The organism is Methylobacterium sp. 1973 (genome assembly GCF_040545035.1).
In the GTDB taxonomy this organism is placed as follows: Bacteria; Pseudomonadota; Alphaproteobacteria; order Rhizobiales; family Beijerinckiaceae; genus Methylobacterium; species Methylobacterium fujisawaense.
The window spans coordinates 1-25,248 of the sequence record NZ_JBEPLA010000019.1; the positions used below are offsets into that span (position 1 = coordinate 1).

General features: G+C 71.1%; 19 protein-coding genes. 9 read left to right on the forward strand and 10 right to left on the reverse strand.

Translation table 11 applies throughout. The features are described 5' to 3' along the window. The first annotated feature begins 334 nt into the window (after positions 1-334). Positions 335-2,359, forward strand: coding sequence for a M23 family metallopeptidase (locus ABIC70_RS25650; RefSeq protein ID WP_043757645.1), 2,025 nt, complete (start codon positions 335-337; stop codon positions 2,357-2,359). A 9-nt stretch (positions 2,360-2,368) separates the two neighbouring features. Here ABIC70_RS25650 and gluQRS read toward each other — a convergent pair whose 3' ends face one another. Genes gluQRS through ABIC70_RS25665 form a run of 3 tightly spaced genes read right to left on the reverse strand, consistent with a single transcriptional unit; the run spans position 2,369 to position 5,641 of the window. Continuing rightward, the gene (gene gluQRS / locus ABIC70_RS25655; protein WP_354441819.1) at positions 2,369-3,307 is read right to left on the reverse strand and encodes a tRNA glutamyl-Q(34) synthetase GluQRS; all 939 of its coding nucleotides are present in this window, start codon (positions 3,305-3,307) and stop codon (positions 2,369-2,371) included. Further along, on the reverse strand, positions 3,283-3,564 hold the full coding sequence (locus ABIC70_RS25660) for a hypothetical protein (RefSeq protein ID WP_354441821.1): 282 nt from the start codon (positions 3,562-3,564) through the stop codon (positions 3,283-3,285). The genes gluQRS and ABIC70_RS25660 overlap by 25 nt, the downstream gene beginning before the upstream one ends. A 46-nt stretch (positions 3,565-3,610) precedes the next feature. After that, positions 3,611-5,641: an ATP-binding protein gene (locus ABIC70_RS25665; protein ID WP_354441823.1), complete on the reverse strand. Its 2,031-nt coding sequence runs from the start codon at positions 5,639-5,641 to the stop codon at positions 3,611-3,613. Between the two features lie 198 nt (positions 5,642-5,839). On the opposite strand from ABIC70_RS25665, the gene ABIC70_RS25670 reads away from it, so the two are divergent. Both ABIC70_RS25670 and ABIC70_RS25675 read left to right on the forward strand, forming a co-directional pair. Continuing rightward, entirely contained in the window at positions 5,840-7,483 is a 1,644-nt protein-coding gene (locus tag ABIC70_RS25670) for a GMC oxidoreductase (protein ID WP_053608456.1), read from the forward strand. Positions 7,484-8,444: 961 nt separating this feature from the next. After that, positions 8,445-9,383, forward strand: a complete 939-nt coding sequence (locus tag ABIC70_RS25675; protein ID WP_182591493.1) for a LysR substrate-binding domain-containing protein — start codon at positions 8,445-8,447, stop codon at positions 9,381-9,383. Between the two features lie 23 nt (positions 9,384-9,406). Here the strand turns inward: ABIC70_RS25675 and ABIC70_RS25680 are convergent, their stop codons facing one another. After that, positions 9,407-10,891 carry a DUF2252 domain-containing protein gene (locus ABIC70_RS25680; protein ID WP_081948867.1) on the reverse strand — a complete coding sequence of 495 codons (1,485 nt, stop codon included), beginning with the start codon at positions 10,889-10,891 and terminating at the stop codon, positions 9,407-9,409. A 263-nt stretch (positions 10,892-11,154) separates the two neighbouring features. On the opposite strand from ABIC70_RS25680, the gene ABIC70_RS25685 reads away from it, so the two are divergent. The 6 genes from ABIC70_RS25685 to ABIC70_RS25710 all read left to right on the forward strand — a co-directional run bounded on the left by ABIC70_RS25685 (position 11,155) and on the right by ABIC70_RS25710 (position 20,012). Next, complete coding sequence (locus ABIC70_RS25685) at positions 11,155-12,807, forward strand: acetolactate synthase large subunit (RefSeq protein WP_053610259.1); 1,653 nt, start codon at positions 11,155-11,157, stop codon at positions 12,805-12,807. A 43-nt stretch (positions 12,808-12,850) separates the two neighbouring features. Next, positions 12,851-14,026, forward strand: coding sequence for an iron-containing alcohol dehydrogenase (locus tag ABIC70_RS25690; RefSeq protein ID WP_354441826.1), 1,176 nt, complete (start codon positions 12,851-12,853; stop codon positions 14,024-14,026). Between the two features lie 179 nt (positions 14,027-14,205). Beyond that, complete coding sequence (locus ABIC70_RS25695) at positions 14,206-15,036, forward strand: poly(R)-hydroxyalkanoic acid synthase subunit PhaE (protein WP_279901232.1); 831 nt, start codon at positions 14,206-14,208, stop codon at positions 15,034-15,036. After that, entirely contained in the window at positions 15,029-16,159 is a 1,131-nt protein-coding gene (phaC, locus tag ABIC70_RS25700; protein WP_051045109.1) for a class III poly(R)-hydroxyalkanoic acid synthase subunit PhaC, read from the forward strand. Before ABIC70_RS25695 ends, phaC begins: the two co-directional genes overlap by 8 nt. Before the next feature lie 375 nt (positions 16,160-16,534). Beyond that, the gene (locus ABIC70_RS25705) at positions 16,535-18,547 is read left to right on the forward strand and encodes an acyl CoA:acetate/3-ketoacid CoA transferase (RefSeq protein WP_043387975.1); all 2,013 of its coding nucleotides are present in this window, start codon (positions 16,535-16,537) and stop codon (positions 18,545-18,547) included. After that, positions 18,540-20,012, forward strand: coding sequence for an NAD-dependent succinate-semialdehyde dehydrogenase (locus ABIC70_RS25710; protein ID WP_354441829.1), 1,473 nt, complete (start codon positions 18,540-18,542; stop codon positions 20,010-20,012). Before ABIC70_RS25705 ends, ABIC70_RS25710 begins: the two co-directional genes overlap by 8 nt. Positions 20,013-20,089: 77 nt before the next feature. On the opposite strand, the gene ABIC70_RS25715 is transcribed toward ABIC70_RS25710, so the two are convergent. The 6 genes from ABIC70_RS25715 to ABIC70_RS25740 form a co-directional block, all read right to left on the reverse strand. Further along, entirely contained in the window at positions 20,090-20,377 is a 288-nt protein-coding gene (locus tag ABIC70_RS25715; RefSeq protein WP_043387974.1) for a hypothetical protein, read from the reverse strand. A 66-nt stretch (positions 20,378-20,443) separates the two neighbouring features. Continuing rightward, entirely contained in the window at positions 20,444-21,370 is a 927-nt protein-coding gene (locus tag ABIC70_RS25720) for an efflux RND transporter periplasmic adaptor subunit (RefSeq protein WP_043355777.1), read from the reverse strand. Further along, the gene (locus ABIC70_RS25725) at positions 21,367-21,576 is read right to left on the reverse strand and encodes a DUF1656 domain-containing protein (RefSeq protein WP_043355775.1); all 210 of its coding nucleotides are present in this window, start codon (positions 21,574-21,576) and stop codon (positions 21,367-21,369) included. Before ABIC70_RS25725 ends, ABIC70_RS25720 begins: the two co-directional genes overlap by 4 nt. Next, on the reverse strand, positions 21,573-23,624 hold the full coding sequence (locus ABIC70_RS25730; RefSeq protein ID WP_354441832.1) for an FUSC family protein: 2,052 nt from the start codon (positions 23,622-23,624) through the stop codon (positions 21,573-21,575). The genes ABIC70_RS25725 and ABIC70_RS25730 overlap by 4 nt, the downstream gene beginning before the upstream one ends. After that, complete coding sequence (locus ABIC70_RS25735) at positions 23,621-24,112, reverse strand: MarR family winged helix-turn-helix transcriptional regulator (RefSeq protein WP_081948821.1); 492 nt, start codon at positions 24,110-24,112, stop codon at positions 23,621-23,623. The genes ABIC70_RS25730 and ABIC70_RS25735 overlap by 4 nt, the downstream gene beginning before the upstream one ends. Positions 24,113-24,503: 391 nt before the next feature. After that, positions 24,504-25,163, reverse strand: coding sequence for a response regulator (locus tag ABIC70_RS25740; protein ID WP_043353911.1), 660 nt, complete (start codon positions 25,161-25,163; stop codon positions 24,504-24,506). Positions 25,164-25,248: the final 85 nt, after the last annotated feature.

Consider the following 25,248-nt stretch of genomic DNA (forward strand, 5'->3'; position numbering starts at 1 on the left):
CCGGCCAATCCCGCCGCTTGTCAGAAGATGCCTCAGCGCCCGGTCCACTTCCGCGGCCGGCGCCGATGAGCCGGGGTATAGGCCCTCGGGTTCGGCCCGTCAACCGGCGTTTCGCGATTCCGTTCCGAACCGCCGCGTCTTCCCGTTCTCGCCGGCCTTGGCCAACATGTCGGTTCCTCCAACGGCCAGGGGTCAAGGCGCCTCAATCTCGACACGCTGGGCCGTGAGATGAGTTCATAGGGACAGATGCCGCTTCCGGCATCATCAGATTCGGCTTCAGCGCCTCGAGTCCTGCGAGGACGCCCGTTCGCCGTTGTGTTTTCAGGGCCTTCGAGTGAAGCGCGAGCGACTCAAGATCGGCGATGTGGCCGCCCTCTCCCCGGCGCGTGGAGTTCAGGCGCCCCTCGATCATCTCGGCGCAACGGCGACCCAGATCGACCGTCGCGCCGTCAACCTGCGATGGCTCTGCGCCAGCAGCCTCACCGGCCTGACGGGGGCCGGCCTGATCGCGGCGGCCCTCCATGTTTCCCTTCAGGGAGACGTGTCCTTCGCGGCCATTCCCGAGAAGGCGACGGTCTTGCCGCGACCGCAGCCGAGCGAAAGCGGCGCCAATATCGCCCGGAAGGGTGACCGACTGATCCGCAACCTGATGATCGCGTCGGCCAAGCAGAGCTTCCGGGCGCCGGTCACGGTCCGCCTCGGGGATCGCGAGATCATCAAGGCCAAGGCGTTCGTACGGCTCACCACACCCCTGTCGATGACGACGGGCGTTTACGCGAGCGAGCCCCCCCGCTTCGATCCGATGAAGTTCGTATCCGACGAACCGTTGGAGCGTGCCCCCGAGGCCTCTGCCGATGCCCCCGGCGCCGAGGTCACCGTGGTGAAGCGCGATCTGGCTGAGGCCGCCGTCGACCCCAACGCACCCGCACTCACCGACGACGACGTCACCGCGCAGGTGGAGGAGGAGCGCCGCATCGCCGCCGAGGCGGGCCGTCGTGCCGCGATCCCGATCGCCCCGCAGATCATGCTGTCGCGCACGCTCCAGCAGGGCGCGACGGGGGATGGTGACGGCACGGCGCCGAAGGATGCCAACCCGTTCAAGGCGATCGAGGTGCTGGTCGTCCCCGAGAATGTCACGAAGGTCGCCAAGGTCGAGCTCAAGCCCAATGAAGCGCCCCTCGTCGAAGAGCGCGACCTCGCGCTGAAGCGCGGCGAGACCCTGGAATCGACCCTCAAGGCCATCGGCTTCGCCAGCGACGACGCGATCCGCGGCATCGTCGCGGCGCTCGGCGGCAAGGCCCGCACGGCCGCCCTCAACGAGGGCCAGCCGATGCGCGTGCAGATCGCGCCGGGCCCTCATCCCGGCGATCCGCGCCAGGTGACCCGCGTCGTGCTCTATGGCGAGAACGGCATCGAGGGCATCGCCGCCCTGAACGATCGCGGCGCCTTCGTCTCGGTGGCGCCGCCCTCCGAGGAATCCCCCTCCCCCAAGCCGCAGGCTCAGGCTGAACCCGGCGAAGACGAGGATGCGGATTCCGGTTCGGGGCCGCGGCTGTATCAGAGCCTCTACGAGACGGCCGCGCGCCACGACCTGCCGCGGGCCGCCGTCGAGGATATCGTCCGGGTGTTCAGCTACGACCTGGACTTCCAGCGCCGCATCAGCAGCGGCGACGGGCTCGACGTGTTCTACAGCACCGACGACGATGCCAGCGCCGACCGTCCGGACCTTCTCTACGCGGCGCTGACGCTCGGTGGCGAGACCCGCAAGGTCTATCGCTTCCAATCCCCGGATGACGGGACGATCGACTATCTCGACGAGCAGGGCCGCTCGCTGAAGAAATTCCTGCTGCGCAAGCCCATCGCCGACGGGATCATGCGCTCCGGCTTCGGCTACCGGCGCCATCCGGTCCTGGGTTATGCCAAGCTTCACACCGGCGTCGACTGGTCCAATCCGATCGGCACCCCGATCATGGCAGCCGGCAACGGCGTGGTGATCCGCTCCGAGATGACCTCGGGCTACGGCAACCGGGTCGAGATCCAGCATGTCAACGGCTACGTGACGACCTACAACCACATGTCACGGTTCGGCCGCGGCATCCGGGAGGGCGTCAAGGTCCGGCAAGGGCAGGTCGTGGGCTATGTCGGCTCGACCGGCCTGTCGACCGGCGCCCATCTTCACTACGAGGTGATCATCAACGGCCACTTCGTCGATCCGATGAAGATCCGTGTCCCGCGCGGCCGGGAGCTCGACGGGCGCCTGCTCGCCGAGTTCAAGCGTCAGCGGGAGCAGATCGACGCCACCATGCAGAAGTCGAAGAGCGCCACCGCCATCGCCCAGCGCGATGCGGCGGTGCGCTGAGGCGATCGCTCAGGCGAAGCCGAGCCGGGCGCGGATGTCCCCGGGGGTCTGGCCGGCTTGCCGAAGGTCGGCGAGGGATTGCGAGCCGCGCGATTTGGACAGCTTCTCGCCCTCAGCGTCGTGCAGCAGCGGGTGGTGGTGGTAGCGCGGCGTCGGCAGGCCGAGCAGCGCTTGCAGGAGCACGTGCAGGTCGGTGGCGGACTCCAGGTCGCGGCCGCGAACCACATGGGTGATCCCCTCGGCGGCATCGTCGTGAACCACCGCGAGGTGGTAGCTTGTCGGCACGTCGCGGCGCGCGATCACCGTATCGCCCCAACGCCCCGGATCGGCCGCGATCCAGCGCTCGCCCGCCTCGTCGAAGGCGACGTAGCCGTGCGTCGAGCCTGCGCCGCGCAGGGCGGCCGCCATGTCGAGACGCCAGGTATGCGGATCGCCCCTGGCGAGACGGTCCGCCACGGACACGGCAGATTCGTGCCGGCAGGTGCCGGGATAGAGCGGCACGCCATCCGGATCGCAGGGGACCTCGCCCGCAGACGCGATCCGCGCCCGGATCTGCCCGCGCGAGCAGAAGCAGGGATAGGCGAGCCCGCGGCCGACGAGCCCGTCGAGGGCCGTCCGGTAGGCATCCATATACCGGGACTGACGCCGCACCGGCTCGGGATAGCTCAGCCCGAGCCAGGCGAGGTCCGAGACGATCCCGTCGATGAAGTCCGGCTTCGAGCGCGCCGGATCGATGTCCTCGATCCGCAGGCGGCAGAGGCCGCCCAGCCGGGTGGCGAACTGCGCGTTGAGAAGCGCCGAGTAGGCGTGGCCGAGGTGCAGGCGTCCATTCGGGCTCGGCGCGAAACGCAGGACCGGTCCTCCCGCACTTCTGAGCCGCTCCGCCGAGGCGCCCGGATCGGCCGGTCTGCGCGGGTGCCGCGTCAGCCCTCGCGGCGGCGGAGGCATTGCAGCGCGCCGGGCTGGCAGGCGAAGCCGGGGAGCGAGCAGGCCGGGCCGTCTGCGAGCCGCTGACAAACCTTGCAGCCGTCGCTCCATTCGAGGCAGGCCGGATCCTCGGCCGCCGAGCGCAGCGGTGCTGGGTGACGGGCGGGCGCCAGGGCGCCGATGAGCACGGTGGCGATCACGAGGATCGCGATGCCCCAGGCGGCAAGCGCGCCGCTCGACGAGCGCGGTGCGGGCGGCAGAGGGCTGGCTGTCGACATGGGCGTCCTGTTGGCGCGGGACTCGCCCGCCTGTCAACGCGCGCCCTCAGGCCGCGCGCGCGGATTGGCGCTCCAGCAGCGGGGGGAGCAGCTTCAGATTGAGCGGCTTGGCCAGGAACCCGTCGAAGCCGGCCGCCCGGGCGGCGATCTCGTCCTCGCGGCCCGCATTGGCGGTCAGTGCGACGAGATGGAGCCGGTGCGCGCAGCCCGATTCGGCCGCGCGGATCCGCCGGGCGGTCTCGTGCCCGTCGAGGCGCGGCATCCGCACGTCGATCAGCGCCAGGTCGAAGGGGCCGTCCGACTCAAATCGCTCGAGGGCCTCGACGCCGTCGGCCGCATGGACCACCGTGGCGCCGAGGCGTTCCAGCGCCCGGGTCGCCAGCAGGGCGTTGATCGGATTGTCCTCTGCCAGCAGGATCCGAAGGTGGCTGCCGGTATGCGAGGGGGCCTCGGGCGGGGCGGCTGCGGCCTCGACCGGGCCCGTCGATGCGAGCAGGCGCTCGAAAAGGGAGCGCGGGCGGACCGGTTTGATCAGGTAGCCGTCGAAGCCCGCCGCACCGGGCGCCCCGAAGCCGCGCCGGTCGAACGGCGAGAGGAGCACGAGGCTCGTGCGAACCCCGCAGGCCCGCGCCGCATCGGCGATCTGCCGCACGGCACCGTCGCCCAGCGCCCGGTCGGCCAGCACCACGTCGAAGGCGGCGCCCGACAGGGCGTCGAGACCCGACTCGAGGCTGTCGACGATCACGGTGGCGGCTCCGGCCCGGGACAGGCTGCGGGCGAGGTACGGCGCCTGGAACGGCGAGTCGGCGACGATCAGACAGCGTCGCGCGGAGAGCGGCGGCAATGGGACCCGTCCGCCGTCATCGATGCCGGCCACCTCGGCCAGCGGCAACAGGACCCGGAAGGTCGAACCCCGCCCGAGGCGCGACTCCGCCTCGATCCGGCCGCCCATGCGGGTCACCAGACGCCGCGTGATGGCGAGACCCAGACCGGTGCCTTCATGGCTGCGGCTCGCGCTGCCGTCGCCCTGCTCGAACTCCTCGAACAGGATCGGCAGCCTCTCCTCCGGGATGCCCGGGCCGGTATCGGCCACGGCGAGCACGACCTCGCCGCCGGCTGCGGTCCGCACGAAGCTCAGGCTGACGCCGACGCCGCCCCGCTCGGTGAACTTGATGGCATTGCCCGCGAGATTGATCAGGATCTGCCGCACCCGGTCGGCGTCGCCCAGAACGGCGGCCGGAAAGTCCTCGGTCACGTCGAGGGCGATCTCGATCCCCTTGTCCTGCGCGCGGGGCGCGAGCAGCTCGACGACGCCCTCGGAGAGGGCCGGCAGGTCGAAGGGCTCGGCCGCGAGGTCGAGGCGCCCGGCCTCGATCCGCGAGAAGTCGAGGACCCCATCGATCAGGCCGAGCAGCGCTTGGCCGCTGGTGCGCACCGCCTCCACGTAGGTGCGCTGCTCGGGGTTCAGCTCGGTTCCGAGCACGAGGTCGGCCATGCCCAGGATGCCGTTGAGCGGCGTCCGCATCTCGTGGCTCACCGTCGCCAGGAAGCGGGATTTCGCGACGCTCGCCGCCTCGGCGCGCTCCAGGGCCGCGTCGCGGCTGCGGATCGCCTCGACCCGCGCGGTGACGTCCCGGCCCGCGCGGAGCCAGTGCGTCGCGTCGCCGTGCGCCACCGGCATCTCCACGAAGGCGAACCAGCGCGCCCGCCCGTCCGCCGCCCGGACCTGCGCCTCCAGGCGGCGGACCCCGTCCGGCCCGATCTCCACGGCGTTGCGGTCGAGGATCTCGAGATCGTCCTGAGAGCCGATCAGCGCGATCGGCTCGCGGCCGAGCAGGCGGGCGAAATCCTCGTTGGCGTAGGTGATGCGCCCGCGGGCATCGCGCTGGACGATGATCTCGGTGGTGGCGGCCACCAGGGCGCGATAGCGGTCCTCGCTCTCGCTGATCCGCCAGATGCGGTCCTGCAGCCGCTCGGTCTCGCGCTCGGCGCGCCGCGTTCCGCGCACGCGCCAGAGGCCGAGGCCCAGCGCGGCCGCTGTCAGGAGCGCCAGGATAGGCGCCATCATGTCGATCATTCCGGCCTCCCCGGCTTCAGGCCGGTCCGCCGCAGGATCGCAGCCGAAGCTGAAGGCCGCGTTGGGAAAGGCGCTTAACCGCCGGTTGCAGACTTCGCGGAGCCCGGGACGCCGCGCGCGCTTAACGGAACCGTGAGGTGATCCGAAAAGCGGCTCGCGAGTTGCCTGCCAGGACGCAGGTCCGGACGGAGACGCGACATGCCCGGTGAGCACTACGACGTCATCATTGTCGGGTCCGGTCCCGGCGGCGGCACGATGGCGTGGCGCCTCGCCCAGACGGGCAAGCGGATCCTGCTGGTCGAGCGCGGCGACTACCTGCTGCGGGAGCCGCGGAACTGGGACAGTCAGGCGGTGATCGTCGACGGCTACTACCAGGCCAAGGAGACGTGGTACTCCTCCGACGGCAAGAGCTTCCACCCTGGCCTTCACTACTATGTCGGCGGGAACTCGAAGTTCTACGGATCGATCCTCTTCCGCCTCCGCGAGAAGGACTTCTCCGAGATCCGCCACCAGGACGGCGTCGCGCCGGCCTGGCCCGTCGGCTACGACGTCTTCGAGCCGTACTATCAGGCGGCCGAGGAGCTGTTCCACGTCCACGGGCTGCGCGGCGAGGACCCGACCGAGCCCTGGTCGACGAAGCCCTACGCCCATCCGCCGGTGGCGCACGAGCCGCGGATCCAGGAGCTGTTCGACAACCTGAAGCGGGCCGGCCACCACCCGTTCCACCTGCCGGTGGGCGTGCGGCTGGTGGAGAAGGACGGCCGCGCGGTGCCGACCTCGCCCTGCATCAAGTGCGAATCCTTCGACGGATTCCCCTGCCCCACCAACGGCAAGTCCGATGCCCAGACCATGGTGGTGGACCCGGCCCTGCGGGACTGCCCGAACCTGACGCTGCTCACCCGCACCTATGTCGAGCGCCTCGTCACCGACACCTCCGGCCGCACCGTCACGGGCATCGTCGGCGCGCGCGACGGCGCGCCCTTCGAGGCCTCGGCCGACCTCGTGGTGGTGGCCTGCGGCGCCCTCTCCTCGGCGCTGCTGCTGCTGCGCTCGGCCAGCGACCGACACCCGAACGGCCTCGCCAACGGGTCGGACCAGGTCGGGCGCAACTACATGCGCCACAATAACTCGACGGTGCTGGCGATCTCGAAGGTCCCGAACCCGACCCGATTCCAGAAGACGCTCGGCCTCAACGACTTCTACTTCGGCGATCCGGACCCGAAGGACGGCTGGGAGTTCCCCCTCGGCCACATCCAGATGGTCGGCAAATCGGACGGGGCCCAGATCCACGGCGAGGGCCTGCCGGGCTTCCTGCAATGGTTCCCCGACAAGCCCTTCGACTGGATCGCCAAGCACTCCGTCGATTTCTGGCTGACCTCGGAGGACGTGCCGCTCCCGCAGAACCGGATCTTCTACAAGGACGGCAAGGTCCATCTCGACCTCACCGAGACGAACGTCGAGGCGCACAAGCGGCTCCGGCAGAAGCTGCGCGAGATCTGCAGCTTCACCGACATCCACCCGCACCTGTTCGACCGCTCGCTCTATCTCGGCAAGAACGTCCCGATCGGCGGGACGGCCCACCAGGCGGGGACCCTGCGGTTCGGCGAGGATCCGAAGACGTCGGTGCTCGATCCGAACTGCAAGGCGCACGAGTTGGACAACCTCTACGTGACCGATGCCAGCTTCTTCCCGTCGATCGGCGCCGTGAACCCGACGCTGACCATCATCGCCAACGCCCTGCGGGTCGCCGATCATCTCGTCGCCCGGATGGGGGCCCGGGACGCGATCGCGCCGCCCCGGCTCTTCGATCACACCGAGCCGCGGGAGCCGCTGCCCGCCTGAGGATCGGGGGGCGCGGAACACCGCTCCCGCCCGGCGCCGCATCCTGAAGTACCCGCGCCGGCGGGCCTCGAAAGCGGCTTCCAGGACGCGCGCGACCTGTGGAGGGCTCTCCCGAGGTCGCCGCGCTCCGGCACCTCGGGATGCGGGGCCGGCTTCGGATGTGCGTTATCGTCCCCGCGCGCCGGTGGCGCCGGGGGCATGGCCCGGGAGCGAACACGAGGGACGCGGGACGCCGCGGGAACCCAGGTGTCGGCCAAAGTCGCGCGGGATCCGATCCCCGCGGCGCCCCGCGGCATCGACCGGGCGCCTCCCCCGGCCGGTGCCGTCTTTCTCGTCGCGGCGTCTCCAGCGCCCCGGTCCTGCGACTCCCTGTTAGCGGTCTCGGGCGAGGCCCAGGCACGCCGTGCCCGCACCTCCGGAACCCGCATCAGCGCCGTGGCCTTCCAGCCGCCCCCCGCCTCGTAGTGGGCGGGTCCGCAGGTCGCTCAGGGTCGGCCCAGAGGCGGGTCGGCGCGGGGGCATTTCCTCGACCCCGCCGGGCAAACTGCCGCCCGGTCTCACGCCCGCTTCCGAGACACGCCCCGCACCGGTCCGCCGCCCGGGGCGATGGCGGCTGAGAGCCACCGACGCGGGCGCCGCCCCGCCCCCGGACCCGCCCGGTCAGCCACCGGGCGGGTCCCCGAAGGACGCCCCGGGATCGCTCCCGGGCCGCCGCGGACAGGAAGCACAAAATAGGAACATTGTCAAGATGCGGGCGGCGCGGCAGGCGGGACAGGGCCTGTCCGCCGCGGACTCCCGCCCGCCGCCGAGCCGTCATTCCGGGGCGCCGCGGGCGCGCCGGAAATCCGGTGCCGCGGTCGGCGCGTCCGGATCCCGGGCTCCGCGCAGCAACACCGGGATGACGGGGAAGCGGCCGCGTCTGCTATGTCGGCGGTCCGAATCCTCATCGATCGCGCCGCCCGTGGCCATTGACCATATCGATCTCAGCCGGATCGACCTGAACCTGCTGGTCGCACTGGATGCGCTGCTCGACGAGCGCAGCGTCACGCGGGCGGCCGCACGGGTGGGGATCGGTCAGTCGGCGATGAGTTCGAGCCTCGCCCGCCTGCGCCGCCTGTTCGACGACGAACTCCTGACCCGGGCGCCGGACGGGATGCGGCCGACACCCCGCGCCCTCAAGATCGCCGAGCCGCTGCGGGCCACCCTCCGGCAGGTGCAGGCGCTGGTGCATCGGGAGGAGCGGTTCGACCCGGCCACCGTCGAGCGCAGCTTCACGGTGAGCCTGCCGGACAGCGTCGAAGCGCTGCTCGGGCCGCGGCTGATCGCGCAGCTCCGCCGGGACGCGCCCGGCATCCGGCTCCTGCTGCGCTCGGTCGACCGGACCCGGATCCTCGACGAACTCGACGCCGACCAGGTCGATCTCGCCATCGGCCTGTTCTCCGAGGGGCAGCTCCACCACAAGCAGCGCCTCCTCTACCGCGACAGCTACGTGGTGCTGTTCAACGCCGCGCTGATCGGCCTGGAGCCGCCGATCGGGCTGGACGACTACCTGCGCTTCCCCCACGTGCTGACGTCCCTGCGCGAGACCGCCCACGGGGTGGTCGACGACGCCCTCGCGTTGATCGGCCGCTCGCGCACCCTGGCGGTGACGACCCCGCGCTTCCTCGTCGTCCCGTTCATGGTCCGGGCGGCGCCGGTGATCGCCACGATGCACGCCCGGCTCGCCACCTCCTTCGCCAACGCTCTCGCGCTCAGCGTCAGCCCCGTGCCGGTGCCCCTCGACGACGTGGCCGTGTCGATGCTGTGGCACGCCTCGTACGACCACGACCCGGCCCATCGCTGGCTCCGGGATCTGCTGGTCCGGCTGGCCCACGAACCGCCGGCCCCCGGCATCCTCTGAGTTCGGCGCTCACAGCTCGGCGCTCACAGGCAGGGATCGTCCGCGGTCTCCAGGCGGCCGCTCGCGATCGCCGCGCGGAACAGCGCGAAATCGGCCGCATTGCGCTCCGCATAGGCCGCAGCCCAGTCGGCGATCGCCGCGCAGAGGTCGTCGTGTTTGCCGCTGCCGCAATAGCCGGCGATCGCCGCCGCATCGCCGGTCCGCGCATGGGCGCGGGCGAGGAGCGTGCCGTAGGCGTACGAGAAGGTCAGGAGCGGCGCGCCGGACATCCGCGCCAGCGGGATCGCGCCCTTCAGATTCTTCATCTGCCGGACGTAGAACGGGCGGCCCGCGATGCTGGTCCAGCCGAGCAGCGGATCGCCCACCGCCTGGAGCAGGCGCTGGCCGTAGATCACGCGCTCGCCCTCGTGCCCGGAAAAGGGCGCCGGCACCCGCGGCAGGTACGGCGCGTGCGCCGGACGGACCGCCTCCTTGACCTGGAGGAAGAGTGCGTCCGCGTCGGAATTGCCGAACAGCAGCGCCAGGTAGGCGCGGGTCCCGACGCTGCCCACGCCGACGACCCGATGGGCGACATCGACCACGTGGTAACGGTCGAGCATGAAGCGCCGCTCCCGCGGCAGGGTCTCGGCGTAGCGCTCCAGACCGGTGACGACGCCCTCGCGGGTCGCCTCGTCCACGGGCGTCAGGATCGGCGGATCGGTTTGCAGGCGCCAGCTGCCGTCGGTGCGCCGCTCGGCGACCTGGGCGAGGAGGCTGCGGTTGTTCCGCCGCCGCGCCTTGTCGACGGCCCGCCGCACCACGGCCCGGGCCTCGGCATCCATCTGCAATCCGGCGATGTGCGGCGCGTCGGCACGCGTGGTCTGGTACCAGACGTCGAGGGAGCCCTGCGGCGCCAGGCGCCGCATCGTGTGCTGGTAGCCGGAGACCGCCTCCATGACGGAAGCGCGCCGCTCGGCCGCCGGCGCGCCCGCATCCGCGATGGCGACCGCGAGGCCGGCCGCGAGGCGCTTGAGATCCCATTCCCACGGGCCGATCGTGACCTCGTCGAAATCGTTGAGGTCGAGGACGACGTCGCGCTGCGGCGTACCGAACAGGCCGAAATTGTCCGTGTGCGCGTCGCCGTTCATCACCACGTCGATGCCGCTGCGCGGCCCGCGCGACAGGTCCCAGGCCATGACATGGGCGGCCCCGCGCAGGAACGCGAAGGGCGAGGACGCCATCCGGGCGACCCGCAAGGGGATCAGATGCGGCTGACGGCCCTTATGCGCGGCCTCGATCAGGGCGATCGGGTCGGGCCGGTCCGGACCGGGATCCAGCGTGGCTTGGCTCGCATGGGGCACCTCGGCGCGCAGCCGCTTGCCGGCCTTGCGGCGCTTGTCCCAGGCCTCGACGCCCACGCGGAGGTCGATCCGCGGAAACTCCGCGACCGGCGCGAGCACCGAGTCCATACCCGGGGCGTCGGAGACGCCGGTTTCCGGGGCAGTCCTGTCGCTCTCGATGCGATCCATCGATGTCCCATCGCGGCATGCAGGGCGGCCGCGGCCGTACGGGTCTCCCCCCCGAGCCGGGAGCGATTTCCATACGGTAGCATCGGCCCCGCTCTGTGACGTCCCGGGCCCGAACGGCCCTTGACCACTCTATAGGCGAGCCCTCTAACGAACCGAGTATTCGCGGGGCGTTTCCGGGTGCCGGGCCGTTCACAGCGTCGCGATCAGAGTTCCGGAAGTGGACGGGGCGTTCCGGGAACGCCGTTGCATCAGCGAGACTTCGCATGCCCAAGGGTTCAGATCTCCTTGTCGCCGCCCTCGAGAACGAGGGGGTCGACCGAATCTTCGGGATTCCCGGCGAGGAGAATCTCGACGTCGTCGAATCCCTGCGCAACTCCAAGATCGAGCTGATCCTGACCCGCCACGAGCAGGCGGCGAGCTTCATGGCCGCCACCCATGGCCGCCTCACCGGCCGCCCCGGCGTCTGCCTCTCGACCCTGGGTCCCGGCGCGCTGAACTTCTCCACCGGCGCCGCCTATGCCCATCTCGGCGCGATGCCGATGATCATCATCACCGGCCAGAAGGGCATCCTGTCGTCGCGGCAGGCCAAGTTCCAGATCGTCGACGTGATCAGCTCCATGAAGCCGATCACCAAGATGGCCCGGCAGATCGTCTCGGCCTCCTCGATCCCCACCATCGTGCGCGACGCCTTCCGGGTCGCCACCGAGGAGCGGCCGGGCCCGGTGCTGCTGGAGCTGCCCGAGGACATCGCGGCCGAGGAGGCCGAGGCCCACCTCGTGCCCTCGCACCCGATCGACATCCCGGTGGCCCATCCCACCGCCATCGCGCGCGCCGCCGCCATGATCCTGAAGGCCGAGCGCCCGCTGATCATGCTGGGCGCTGCCGCGAGCCGCCCCCGGGCCACCGGCGAACTCGGCGGCTTCGTGCAGCGGACCCAGATCCCGTTCTTCACCACCCAGATGGGCAAGGGCACGGTGGCGAGCGGCACGAACCTCTACATGGGCACGGCGGCGCTCTCCGAGCGCGACTACGTCCACGAGGCGATCGACCGGGCCGACCTGATCATCGCCATCGGCCACGACACGATCGAGAAGCCGCCCTTCTTCATGGGCCAGCACGACCAGAAGGTCCTGCACATCAGCTACATGCCGGCCAATGTCGAGCAGGTCTACTATCCCGACGCCGAGGTGGTGGGCGACCTCGGCCCCACCCTGAAGCTGCTCGCCGACCAACTCGACGGCAAGCTCCCCAACGCCGGCGCCCTGCTCCACCTGCGCGAGCACATCCTCAACCACATCGCCGACCGGGCCGGCGAGGACCGGTTCCCGGTGACGCCGCAGCGGCTCGTGCGCGACGTGCGCCGGGTGATCCCCGAGGACGGCATCGTCTGCCTCGACAACGGGATGTACAAGATCTGGTTCGCCCGGAACTACCGGACCTACGTCGCCAACACGCTGCTCCTCGACAACGCGCTGGCCACGATGGGCGCGGGCCTGCCCTCGGCCATGATGGCGGCGATGCTCTACCCGAACCGGCGCGTCATGGCGGTGTGCGGCGACGGCGGGTTCATGATGAACAGCCAGGAGATGGAGACCGCGGTCCGCCTCAAGCTCAACCTCGTGGTGCTGGTGCTGGACGACTCGGCCTACGGGATGATCCGCTGGAAGCAGGCGGTCGACAAGTTCGCCGATTACGGGATGACCTTCAGCAACCCGGACTTCGTGCTCTACGCCAAGTCGTACGGGGCCACCGGCCACCGGGTCGAGTCGGTCAACGACCTCGTGCCGACCCTCGACCGGGCCTTCGCGGCGGGCGGCGTCCACCTCGTGGCGGTCCCGATCGACTATTCCGAAAACACCCGCGTGCTGGTCGACGAGCTGCGCGCCAAGGTGAAGGATTTCGAGCCGGCCGAGTGAGGCTGGTGTCGCAGTTGGGTCGGGACCAAGACAGGGCAGCGTGATGAACCCGTTCACCTTCCAGACCACGCCGAACGTGCTGTTCGAGGCCGGCGCCTCCAGGAAGCTGCCCGAGATCGTCGGCCGCTTCGGGGCGAAGCGCGTCCTGCTGGTCACCGACAAGGGCGTGCGCGGCGCCGGGCTGACCCAGGCCGCCGAGGCGGCGTTGGCGGCGGCCGGCGTCACCCTCGACGTCTACGAGGACGTAGTGGCCGATCCGCCCTCCACGGTGATCGAGGCGGCGGCCAAGCGCGCCCGGGAGCTCGGGGCCGACCTCGTCCTGTCGATCGGCGGCGGCTCGGCGCTCGATACCGCCAAGCTGGTTGCCTACCTCGCCAAGTCCGACGAGCCGCTCGACGCGATCTACGGCGTCGGCCTCGCCACGGGCGACCGGCTTCCGCTGATCCTCGTTCCCACCACCGCCGGCACCGGCTCGGAGGTGACGCCGATCTCGATCGTCACGACGCCGACCACCGAGAAGAAGGGCGTCGTCGCGCCGAAGCTCCTGCCCGACTGGGCGGTGCTCGACCCGGAGCTGACGCTGGGCCTTCCGTCCCACGTGACGGCCGCCACCGGCATCGACGCCATGGTCCACGCCATCGAGGCCTTCACCAGCAAGAACAAGAAGAACCCGATCTCCGACCAGCTCGCCAAGCAGGCGCTGGCGCTGCTCTCGGCCAACATCCGCACCGCCTGCACGGACGGGGCGAATCTCGAGGCGCGCTCCGGCATGCTGCTCGGCTCGATGCTCGCCGGCATGGCCTTCGCCAACGCGCCGGTGGCGGCGGTCCACGCCCTGGCCTACCCGGTCGGGGCGATCTTCCACGTGCCGCACGGGCTCTCGAACGCGCTCGTGCTGATGGGCGTGATGCGCTTCAACCTCTCGCACGCGGAGGCGCTCTACGCCGAGCTGGCGCCGATCCTCGATCCCGCGGCCGCGGATCTGCCGCCGTCCGAGGCCGCCAAGCGCTTCGTGGAGAGCCTCGACGCGATCTGCCGCGACTGCAAGGTTCCGGCGTCCCTCGCCGAGGTCGGCGTCGCCCGGCAGGATCTGGAGCGCATGGCCTCCGACGCGATGAAGCAGACGCGGCTCCTCGTGAACAACCCGCGCGAGGTCACCTACGACGACGCGTTCGCGATCTACGCCGAGGCGCTGGGCGAGGCACGCCCGGCGGCGTGAGGGCGGAAGCGGCGCTGGACTGCCGCTCGGCCAGTCCCGGCCACGCCGTCATCGCGAGCGCAGCGAAGCGACCCAGGGCAGCGCGACCTCGCCGAGCGAGACGCTGCTGGATTGCTTCGCTCCGCTCGCAAGGACGGAGGCGACGTTTCAGCCCTAGGGCTGTGAGGAGAAACGCCAGCATGGACCAGTTCGACGCGTTCCGGGCGATGGGCGAGTTCTGGACCCGGGCGGGCACGGGCTTCTTCACGCAGGGTCTGGGGCCATCCGCGCCCGGCTTCGGCTGGCCGACCTTTCCGGCGCCCGATCTCGCCGGCATGGCTGCCGCCCAGTCCAAGCTCACCGAGGCCTGGACCGCCGCCAACACCCTCTCGCAGACACTCGCGACATCGCTCCAGGGCGGCCCCGGGGCGCCGGACCCGACCGCCGGGGCGGTGCTCGCCCGGATCTTCGATCCCCAGGCCTGGCTCGGCGGCTCGGGCGAGTTCGACGCCGCGCTGACCCGCATGGCCGAGGGCCCGCAGCTCGCCGACCTGTGGCAGACCGAGCGACGCTACGCGGCCCTGTTCACCGCCTGGACGACGCTGCGGCGAGCGCAGAGCGAGCATCAGGCCGTGATGCTCGACGCCTGGACCCGCGCCGCCGGCACCTTCGCCCAGGAGGCCAATGCCCGCGCCGAGCGCGGCGAGAGCTTCGCCTCCGCCCGGGAGATGATGACGCGCTGGATCGAGACCGCCAACGCGGTCCTGCTGGAGGTCCAGCGCTCGGACAAGTTCCTGGCCTCGCAGCGGGCGGTGCTGCGGGCCTCCACCGATCTCCGGCTCGCCCAGCAGGACGTCGCGGCCTTCCTGTCCGAGTTCTACGGCCAGCCGACCCGGGCCGAGCTCGACGACGTCCACAAGAGCCTCACCGAGCTGCGCCGCGAGGTGCGGGCGCTCCGCCGCGAGCGCCGGCAGGCCGGCAAGGTCGCGCAGGCGGGTGGTTCAGAGGTCGGGAAGGAAGCCCATGGCTGACCAGGAAAGCCCGAAGGGGCCGGCCGCTCCGCTGAATCTCACACCCGCCGCGTTGCTGGCCGAAGTCGGCACCCTCGGCCGCCGGATCAGCGAGGGGGCCAAGCTGTTCGCCGATGTCAGCGACGCCGACGTCGCGATCGCCACCACGCCGAAGGATCTGGTCTGGAGCCAGGACAAGGTCCGGCTCTACCGCTACCGGCCCCTCGCCGAGAGCAAGGGCCTGCCGCCGGTCCTGATCGTCTACGGCCTGATCGGCCGCTACACGATGGCCGACCTGCAGGAGGACCGCTCGCTGGTCCGCAACCTGCTGAACCTCGGCCTCGACCTCTACGTGGTCGATTGGGGCAATCCCGGCCGGGCCGACCGCTACGTCACCATCGACGATTACGTGGACGGCTACCTCGCCGAGTGCGTCGCCGTCATCCAGGAGGCGGCGAAGCGCGACAGGATCAGCCTGCTCGGGATCTGCGAGGGCGGGGTCTTCACCACCTGCTACGCGGCGCTCTACCCCGAGACCGTCAACGCGATGGTGCTGACCATCACGCCGATCGACTTCCATGCCGATGCCCGGGATGCCCGCGCCGGCCACGGCTTCATCAATGTCTGGACGCGCTCGCTGACGCCCGAGGACGTGGACCGGCTGATCGACGCGCAGGGCTCCCTGCCCGGCGCTTTTATGGGCTCGGTGTTCTCCATGATGACGCCGATGCGCACCCTGACGAAGTACAACCTCGACCTGCTCGACGCCCTCGACGACAAGAAGAAGTTCTTGAACTTCCTGCGCATGGAGAAGTGGATCGCCGACCGTCCGGACCATCCCGGCGAGGCGGCGAAGCAGTGGCTCAAGGATCTCTACCAGGACAACAAGCTGGTCCAGAGTGCCTTCGAGCTCGGCGGCCGGACGGTGGATCTGAAGGCCATCACATGCCCGGTGCTGAACGTCTTCGCCCAGGACGACCACATCATCCCGCCCGCCACCTCGCAGGCGCTGAAGGACAAGATCGGCACCGCGGATTACACCGAGATGGGGCTGCCCGGCGGCCATGTCGGCGTGTTCGTCGGCGGCAAGGCCCAGAAGCTGCTTGGGTCGGGCATCGCCGACTGGCTCGGCCAGCGGGGGTAGGATGTCGGCCCGACGGTTCTCGATGAGCAGGACGCCCCTCCCCTCCCCCCGCTGTGGGGACGGCGACTGGACACACCCATCGTGCGCTGCGCCGCGGCGGCGGGATCAAGCGCGGGTCCCCTCTCCCGTGCGGGAGAGGGACAGGGTGAGGGATCAGGTCCGTCCGATAAAGGCGCGACCTGACGGCGCTTCGAGGGCGTGCTCCATCCTGACGCGGCCCGTCCCTGACCCCGACCCTCTCCTGCACGGGAGAGGGGGCGCCTCGCGATCTGCCGCGGAGGCCAGCGTTCAATCCGGGCCGATGGACATCGTCGCTTCCCGGAGAAGGGCGAGCGCAGCCGCTCCGGCCGCATCCCGGGCGCCGAGGATCACCCGATGGGCAGCCTGAAGAACAAGATCGTCAGCGCCGACGAGGCAGTCGCCATCCTGCAGGACGGTGACATGGTGGCGGTGTCGGGCTTCGTCGGCATCGGCACGCCCGACGAGCTGATCCTGGCGCTCGCACGCCGCTTCGAATCCGGCGCCGGCCCGCACGGGCTCGGTCTGATGTTCGCCGCCGCCCCCGGCGACGGCAAGGAGCGCGGCCTCAACCGGCTGGCGCTCCCGGGCCTCGTCCGCCGCGTCGTCGGCGGCCACTGGGCCCTGGTGCCGAAGCTCGGCGCCATGGCGGTCGAGGGCCTGATCGAGGCCTACAACCTGCCGCTTGGCGTGGTCTCGCACCTCTACCGGGAGATCGCGGCCCACACGCCGGGCCACATCACCAAGGTCGGCCTGCGCACCTTCGTGGACCCGCGGCTGGAGGGCGGCAAGCTCAACGCCGTGACGCACGAGGACCTCGTCAGCGTGGTCGAGCTCGGCGGCGAATCCTGGCTCCACTACAAGGCGTTTCCCATCAACGTCGCGCTGATCCGCGGCACCACGGCCGATCCCGCCGGCAACATCACCATGGAGCGCGAGGCGCTCACCCTCGACAACCTCGCCGCCGCCATGGCGGCGAAGAACTCGGGCGGCTTCGTCATCGCGCAGGTGGAGCGGCTGGCCGAGGCCGGCTCGCTCAACCCGCGCGAGGTGCAGGTGCCCGGCGTGCTGGTCGATTGCGTGGTGCTCAGCCAGCCCGAGAACCACCGCCAGACCTACGGCACGCCCTACAACCACGCCTTCACGGGCCGCCAGCGGGTGCCCCTCGACCGGATCGCCCCCATGGCGCTCGATGCCCGCAAGGTCATCGCCCGGCGCTGCGCCTTCGAGTTGCCGCCGGGCGGCGTGGTCAATCTCGGCATCGGCATGCCGGAGGGCGTCGCGGCGGTCGCCGCCGAGGAGCGGGTGCTGAAATACCTGACGCTCACCGCCGAGCCCGGCGTGATCGGCGGCCTGCCGCAGGGCGGGCTCGATTTCGGCGCCGCCCTGAATCCGGCCGCGGTGCTGCACCAGAACCAGCAGTTCGATTTCTACGACGGCGGCGGCCTCGACCTCGCCTGCCTGGGCCTCGCCCAGTGCGACGCGGAGGGCAACGTCAACGTCAGCCGCTTCGGCAAGCGGCTCGCGGGCGCGGGCGGCTTCATCAACATCTCGCAGAACGCCAAGAGCCTCGTCTTCGCCGGCACCTTCACGGCCGACGGGCTCAAGGTCGCGGTGGAGGATGGCGGCATCCGGATCCTCACCGAGGGCCGCTCCCGGAAGTTCATCGCCGCGGTGGAGCAGGTGACCTTCTCGGGGGCCTACGCGGCCGAGCGCGGCCAGCCGGTGCTCTACGTGACCGAGCGCTGCGTCTTCCGGCGGACGCGGGCCGGCATGGAGCTCGTGGAGGTCGCGCCGGGCATCGACGTCGCGCGGGACATCCTGGGCCAGATGGGTTTCGCGCCCATCGTGCAGGACCCGAAACCGATGGATCCGCGCCTGTTCCGCGAGGCCGTGATGGCCCTGGAGCCCTGGCTGCTGGGCCTCTCGCTGTCGGAGCGGATCAGCTACGACCCGGAGCGCAACATCCTGTTCTCGAACCTGGAGGGTTTCCAGGTGCGGACCATCGACGACGTCGAGCTGGTGCGCCGGGAATACGAGCGCGCCTGCCAGGAGATCGGCCGCAAGGTCCACCTGATCGCCAATTACGACGGGTTCGAGATCGACCCGACGGTGAGCGACGCCTATTTCTCGGCGATCGCCTATCTCGAGAACCGCTATTACGAGACCGCGTCGCGGTACACCACGAGCGCGTTCCTGCGATTGAAACTCGGCGCCTCGTTGGCGAGCCGCGATCTGGCTCCCCATGTCTTCGAGACCAAAGCCGAGGCGCAGGCGCGGAACACCGCCCAGAGCGTGCCCCTCAAGCCGCGCCCCGGCCTGTCCCAGCCCGACAGATCGCAGCCGCCGAAGGAACCGTTGGATGCCTGAGTTCGAGACCCCCGCCCTGACGGACCGCGCCTTGCTGGTCGATGCCTGCCTGATCGGCGGCACATGGTCGAAGGCCGGCTCCGGCAGCATCGACGTCACCAACCCGGCGACCGGCGCCCTGATCGCCCGGGTGCCGAATGCCGGCGCCGCTGAGACGGCCCAGGCGATCAAGGCCGCCCACGCGGCCTACCCGGCCTGGCGCGCCAAGACCGCCAACGAGCGCGCCGTGCTGCTGCGCAAGCTCGCGGCGCTCGTTACCGAGCATCAGGAGGACCTCGCCCAGATCCTCACCGCCGAGCAGGGCAAGTCACTGACCGAGTCCCGCGGCGAGGTCGCCATGTCGGCCGCCTACGTGCTGTGGTTCGCGGAAGAGGCGCGCCGCGTCTACGGCGACGTCATTCCCTCCCCCTGGGGCGACCGCAAGATCCTCGTCACCAAGGAGCCGGTCGGCGTCGTTGCGGCGATCACGCCGTGGAACTTCCCGTCCTCGATGATCGCCCGCAAGATCGCCCCGGCTCTGGCCGCCGGCTGCCCGATCGTGATCAAGCCCGCCTCGCAGACCCCGCTCTCGGGCCTCGCCTGGGGCGTCCTGTGCGAGCGCGCCGGCTTCCCCGCCGGCACGGTCTCGATCCTCACCGGCTCGGCCCGCGCCATCGGCGCCGAGATGACCGGCAATCCGCTCGTCAAGAAGATCACGTTCACGGGCTCCACCGAGGTCGGCAAGGTGCTGCTGGAGCAGGCCGCCCACACGGTGAAGAAGGTCTCGATGGAGCTGGGCGGCAACGCACCCTTCATCGTGTTCGACGACGCCGACCTCGACAAGGCGGTGGCCGGCGCGATGCTCGCCAAGTACCGCAATTCCGGCCAGACCTGCATCTGCACCAACCGCTTCCTGGTGCAGGACGGCATCTACGACGCCTTCGCGGAGAAGATGGCCGAGGCGGCCAACCGCCTGAAGGTCGGCAACGGCGTCGAGGACGGCGTCGCCCAGGGGCCGCTGATCGACATGGCCGCGGTGGAGAAGACCGAGGCGCATATCCGCGACGCGCTCGAGAAGGGCGGCCGGGTGATCGCGGGCGGCCACCGGCACGCGCTCGGCGGCCAGTTCTTCGAGCCCACCGTGATCACCGGCGCCACGCCCGCCATGGCGGTGGCCCGGGAGGAGACCTTCGGACCGCTGGCGCCGCTGTTCCGGTTCCGCGACGAGGCCGAGGCGATCCGCATGGCCAACGACACCGAGTACGGGCTCGCCTGCTATTTCTACACCCGCGACCTCGGCCGCACCTTCCGGGTCGCGGAGGCGCTGGAATACGGCATGGTCGGGATCAACGAGGGGATCATCACCACCGAGGTGGCGCCCTTCGGCGGCGTGAAGGAATCCGGCCTCGGCCGCGAGGGCTCGTATCAGGGCATCGAGGATTACCTGAACACCAAGTACCTCTGCGTGGGCGGCCTCGGCGCGTAGGGCCGAGTCCCAGGTCGACCCGGATCGGGGCCTGATTGGTTCTCCCTCCCCTGCGGAGGAGGGAGAACCGGTGCGCCTTACTTCCCGCTCGGCGCCGCGCCGCTGCCCGTGGCGCCGTTGCCCGAGCTGCTGCCGGCGGGCGCGCCCGGGGTGCTGACGCGCGGGCCGCCGCTGGTGCCGGGCGCCATGCCGGTGCCGGTGGAGCCGGTGCTCTCCATGGAGCCGGCTCCCGTCCCGGTGCCGCCCACCGCGCCGGACTTGTTGACGTTGCCCTGGTTGGCGCCGCCGGTCTGCGGCGCCTGAGCCAGCGCCGCGCCGGACGTGGCGAGCACGAGGGATGTGGCGAGGGCGAGGATCGTCTTCATGGGGACTCCTGACAATGGTGGGTCGTGTCAGGGCAACCCGGCGGCGCCGGGAATGTTCGGTCGCCTTTAGCGGGCGAGCGCCTCCCGCCACGCCGTCCAGGGCCAGCGCAGGGCCTCCCCGCCCGCCGACGGCGCGATCGACACCGTCGCGGTCCGGCCGCTGACCAGCCGCGGGTCCGCCGGGCCGCCGTCGAGGGTGATCCGCACGGGGATGCGCTGGGCCAGCCGCACCCACGAGAAGGTCGGGTTGACGTTCGCCAGCAGGTTGGTGGCGTCGCTGCGACCGGTCTCGCCGATGCCCCCCGCGATGCTCGCCACGCGGCCCGTGAGCACGCCGTCCTCACCCATCAGCTGGACGGTGACCGGCGCGCCGACGCGGATGCGCGGCAGCTTGGTCTCCTCGAAATAGCCCTCGATCCGGACGGTGTCGCGGTCGATCAGCGCCATGACCCCGCGGCCCGTGGTGACGTAGGCGCCCGGACGCAGCTCCATGTTGGTGATCCGGCCGTTGACCGAGGCCCGCACCGCCGAGCGTTCCAGGTTGAGCTTGGCGAGGTCGCGGTCGGCCAGGGCCTGCTCGTAGGCCGCCTGGGCGGACAGGTCGGCGGCCTTGGTGGCCTCGACCTTCTGCTGCGAGACGGCCGCGTCGGAGAGCTTGCTGTAGCGGGCATAGTCGGCGGCGGTCTGCTCGGCGGTGGCCTTGCGGCCCTCCACCATCGCCTCCGCCTGCCGCAGCCCGATGCGGAACCGGTCCGGATCGATGCGGAACAGGACGTCGCCCTTCCGCACGACCTGATTGTCCTCCACCAGCACCTCGGTGACGAGGCCGGACACGTCGGGGGCCACCGCCACGACGTCGGCGCGCACGCGCCCGTCCCGGGTCCAGGGGGCATCCATGTAGTAGTCCCACAGGCCGAGGCCGACGATCAGCGCCGCGGCGACCATGCCGAGGGTGACCAGGAGGCGGCCGAGGACGGAGAACAGGGCGGTCATTGCAGGGTCCGGTGGGCGAGGGTCACGACGCCGCCGAGCAGGACGACGTAGAGGGCGAGGTCGAAGAGCGGCCGGTGCCAGACGAGGCGGTAGAAGCCGGTCGCCGACAGGAGACGGCGGAGCGGCAGGCTGAGCGCGAAGGCGATGGCCATCCAGAGCGCGAGGCCCGGCACGAACACGCCGTAGAGGTCGATCTCGCCCATCATGCCGCCATCTCCCGGTCGTCCCGCGCGGGGGGCGCCGCCCGGTAGGCCGGCGCGTCGGGGAAGAGCCCGCGGCGCAGGCCGGTGAGTCCGATCAGGGCGGCCCGGCGTTCCGGCCCGGGGGCCGCATCCGCGACGGCGTCAAGCCCGTCGTCCAGCGCCGCCAGGAGCGCCGAATCCGGTCGGCCGGTCCGGCCGCGGAGCTGGCGCGCCGCCAGCGCGAGGGCCCGGTCGACGGCGGTCCGGGGCGGACCCGTCAGCCGCCGGCGCACCCGACGGACCTCCACGAGGTTGATGCCCACCCGGACATCGGCCAGCAGGTCGCCCACGGAAGCCGACGTCTCGGCCGGCAGCGTCGCCAGCCGCGGGGCGATCAGCCCGATGCGGTCGAGCATCAGGGCGGCGAGTTCGAGGCCGTGGCCGCTGCCGCGCCCGTCCGCGGCGGCTGCGAGGCTCTGCCGGTTGATCCGCACGAGCCGCCGGGCGCTCCAGCCGGCGCCCACCGAGCGGATCAGCCGGGTGACCACCGCGCCGACCCACATGCCCACCACCGAGGCGATCACCCCGTTGGCGAAGGGCGCGAAGTCGCCGCTGTAGCCGTTCTGGAGCGCCAGAAGCGTCGCGCCGTTCAGCGCCGCGCCCATGCCCATCGGGGCGGTGCGCGGCTGCGTCATCATCAGGCCGCACAGGATCAGGGCGGGCGCGAGCGCCAGGGCCAGCATCTCGAAGGAGGTGGCGAGGGGCAGCACGGCGAACAGGTAGAGGCCCGCGCCGAGGGCGCCGACGATCGCCGAGTTGGTGAAGCTCAGGATCTGCGGCGCGGGATCGTCCTGCGCGGCGAACAGGCAGCAGGCGACCGCACCCATCATCGGCGCCGCGGATCCGTCGGGCCAGCCGGTGGCGATCCAGATCGCACAGCAGACCAGCAGGCCCACGAACACCCCGAAGGCCGAGAACGCCGCCAGCCCATGGTCGCGGTGGCGGATGGACCGGACCCGGGCCGTGTAGGCGAAGGCGAGCGGCGCCCGCGGCGGCGTCCCGGCGGCAAGGTGGCCACGGAGTGCCCGCAGGTCCTGCCGCAGGTCGATGACGTCGCGCAGGCGTGCCGCGAGGCTCGCGAGCAGCAGCGTGGTCCAGTCCGGATTCCGGCCGAGGGTCGGCTCGAACCCGTCGATCCGGCCGCGCAGATGCGCGGCGCACTCCGGATCATCCGCCTCGTCGGCGAGCCAGACGGCGAGGTCCGACAGGAACGACCGGACCCGCGCCGGCAGCGCACCCGCCCGCTCCAAGGTCTCGACGCGGTCCGCCACGGCGGCGACGATCGGCAGAACCATCAGCATGTGCTGCCGGAGCGGCGCGAAGGCCTCCGCGGCGCGCTCTGCACCCGTCGCCTCGTTGCGCAGGGCGAGGCCGAGGGCATCGAGGCCGAGGGCGTCCGAGGCGAGGCGCAGGCGCCGGCCCTGGCTCGTCCCGGAAGCCTCCGGCGCCCGGGCCGCCGCGAGGGCGCCCTGGATCCACGCACGGGCTTCCGCCAGCCAGAGATTCAGACGCCCGACGATCAGGGGGGCCGCCGATTGCGGCAGGATCAGCGTGGCGGCGAGGCTGGCGCAGAGGATCCCCAGGGAGATCTCCTCGGCCCGCGCCACGGCGGTGTCGAAGATCGCCCCGGGATCCTCGACGGCGGGGAAGCCGATCAGCGCCGCCGTGTAGCCGGCGAGCATCGGCAGGTAGCTCGCCGGGGTACGATCGAGGAGCGAGACGTAGAGGCAGAGCGCGACCCAGAGGGCCACCGCGAGGCTCAGCAGGATCGGCTCGTTGACGAGGTTCGGCACCAGCACGACGCTCACCGCCGCGCCGAGCACCGTGCCGCCGACGCGGTAGACGGCCTTCGCGCGCGTCGCGCCCGAGAGGACCTGGCTGGTGATGTAGACGGTGCCCACCGCCCAGTAGGGCCGCGGCAGGTCGATCCAGAGCGCGAGGAACAGGGCGAGCATCGCCGCCGCGTAGGTCTTCAGCGCGAACGCCCAGTCGCGCCATCCGGGAAGGGTCACGACGCCGGCTCCAGCTCGGGGGCGGCCGCGGCGGCCTCCCGCCCGTAGCGCTGGAGCGCCGCGAAGACCCGCAGGCTCGCTTCGAGATCGGCGTCGTCGACCTCAGCGAAGACCCGCGCGCGCAGGGTCGAGAGCGCCGCCTCGATCTCCTCGAAGACCTGCCGTCCGCGCGGGGTCAGACCCAGCACCTTGGCGCGGCGGTCGGAGGGATCCTCGCGGCGGACCACCAGCCCGGCGACGGCGAGCTGGTCGAGGAGGCGGACCAGCGAGGGGCCTTCGATGCCGACGGCCTCCGCCAGGACGTTCTGGCGCGGTTCCTCTTCCATCCGACCGATGATGATCAGCGGGTGCGCGGTGGCGTCGGACAGGCCATGCGCCTCCGCGACATTGTTGGCGGCGCGCCGCCAGTGGCGTCCCGTCGTCAGCAACGCGTGCGTGATGGCCTGCTGCAGCCGCTCGCGCGTCCTGGGATCGTCGATGTCGGTCACGGTCTGATCCCCCGCCGCGAGGACCCGGCGAAGACGCCGGATCAATCAGTTCACATACTCATAGATAGCATCATATCGATTTGGACAGGGTGACATCGTGGTCGGTCAGGGTTGCGGGCAACGAATGGGCACGTCCCTCGTCGCGAGAGTGTGCAGCGTCAGCGGAATGCAGCTCAGGGTCCGGCACGCACGTGTGCGGAACGGTGAGCGGGCCAGTCCATCCCGCCCCTTCATCCTGAGGTGCCCGCGTCAGCGGGGCTCGAAGGCGGGCTTCGGGGATCGCGCGGCTGGCTGGAGCCCGCCTTCGAGGCCTCCGTTGCGCTCCGGCACCTCAGGATGAGGTGGAGCGGGGGGCGCCGATCAAGGGCGTCGCGGTCTCGCAGCCGCGCCGTCAGGCCGGATGCGTGTTGTGGATCTGGTCGAAGTCCAGCGACGCCGTATCGATCACGATCTGCGTCCGGCTGATGACCTCGAGCTTGCGCAGGATTTCCGAGACGTGCGCCTTCACGGTCGAGTCACCGACCTGCAGTTCGTGAGCGATCTGCTTGTTGAGCTTGCCCTGCCGGATCATCATCAGCACCCGCAATTGCTGCGGTGTCAGCCGGGCGAGGCGCTCGGGGAGCGGCGCCTTCTTGCTCCGTGGTGCGGGCGTTGTGGCCTCGGCGAGACCCGGCGGCAGGAACAGCGCCCCGCGCATCACCTCGGTGATCGCCCGGGTGAGCGTCGCCTTGTCCATGGCCTTCGGGACGAAGCCCGCCGCGCCGTGCTGCAGCGCCTCGCGCACGATGCGCGGATCCTCGTGGCCGGAGACGATCAGGATCGGGATCCGCGGAAAGCTCGCCCGGATGGTGATCAACCCGTCGAAGCCGGTCACGCCCCGCATGGAGAGGTCGAGGAGCGTCAGGTCGATGCTGCGATTCGCGGCGAGCACCGCGCAGGCCGCCTCGATCCCGTCCGCCTCGTGAAGGACCGCGTCCGGATGCGCGAGGCGGATCGTGGCCGCCAGGGCGTCACGGAACAGCGGGTGGTCGTCGACGATGAGGAGATTCACGCAGACCTCGGTCCTTCGCTCGAGATCCTCACAGGATCCGCCGAACCCGCGGGCGGGAGGTCCGAAGGGTGATCGATGCGGCCCC

Excerpts from the sequence above, each read along its gene's own strand:
- gluQRS (WP_354441819.1), bottom strand. The coding sequence starts at position 3,307 with ATGCCTCCGCCGCCGCGAGGGCTGACGCGGCACCCGCGCAGACCGGCC.
- ABIC70_RS25660 (WP_354441821.1), bottom strand. The coding sequence starts at position 3,564 with ATGTCGACAGCCAGCCCTCTGCCGCCCGCACCGCGCTCGTCGAGCGGC.
- ABIC70_RS25665 (WP_354441823.1), bottom strand. The coding sequence starts at position 5,641 with ATGATCGACATGATGGCGCCTATCCTGGCGCTCCTGACAGCGGCCGCG.
- ABIC70_RS25670 (WP_053608456.1), top strand. The coding sequence starts at position 5,840 with ATGCCCGGTGAGCACTACGACGTCATCATTGTCGGGTCCGGTCCCGGC.
- ABIC70_RS25680 (WP_081948867.1), bottom strand. The coding sequence starts at position 10,891 with ATGGATCGCATCGAGAGCGACAGGACTGCCCCGGAAACCGGCGTCTCC.
- ABIC70_RS25685 (WP_053610259.1), top strand. The coding sequence starts at position 11,155 with ATGCCCAAGGGTTCAGATCTCCTTGTCGCCGCCCTCGAGAACGAGGGG.
- ABIC70_RS25690 (WP_354441826.1), top strand. The coding sequence starts at position 12,851 with ATGAACCCGTTCACCTTCCAGACCACGCCGAACGTGCTGTTCGAGGCC.
- ABIC70_RS25695 (WP_279901232.1), top strand. The coding sequence starts at position 14,206 with ATGGACCAGTTCGACGCGTTCCGGGCGATGGGCGAGTTCTGGACCCGG.
- phaC (WP_051045109.1), top strand. The coding sequence starts at position 15,029 with ATGGCTGACCAGGAAAGCCCGAAGGGGCCGGCCGCTCCGCTGAATCTC.
- ABIC70_RS25705 (WP_043387975.1), top strand. The coding sequence starts at position 16,535 with ATGGGCAGCCTGAAGAACAAGATCGTCAGCGCCGACGAGGCAGTCGCC.
- ABIC70_RS25710 (WP_354441829.1), top strand. The coding sequence starts at position 18,540 with ATGCCTGAGTTCGAGACCCCCGCCCTGACGGACCGCGCCTTGCTGGTC.
- ABIC70_RS25715 (WP_043387974.1), bottom strand. The coding sequence starts at position 20,377 with ATGAAGACGATCCTCGCCCTCGCCACATCCCTCGTGCTCGCCACGTCC.
- ABIC70_RS25720 (WP_043355777.1), bottom strand. The coding sequence starts at position 21,370 with ATGACCGCCCTGTTCTCCGTCCTCGGCCGCCTCCTGGTCACCCTCGGC.
- ABIC70_RS25725 (WP_043355775.1), bottom strand. The coding sequence starts at position 21,576 with ATGATGGGCGAGATCGACCTCTACGGCGTGTTCGTGCCGGGCCTCGCG.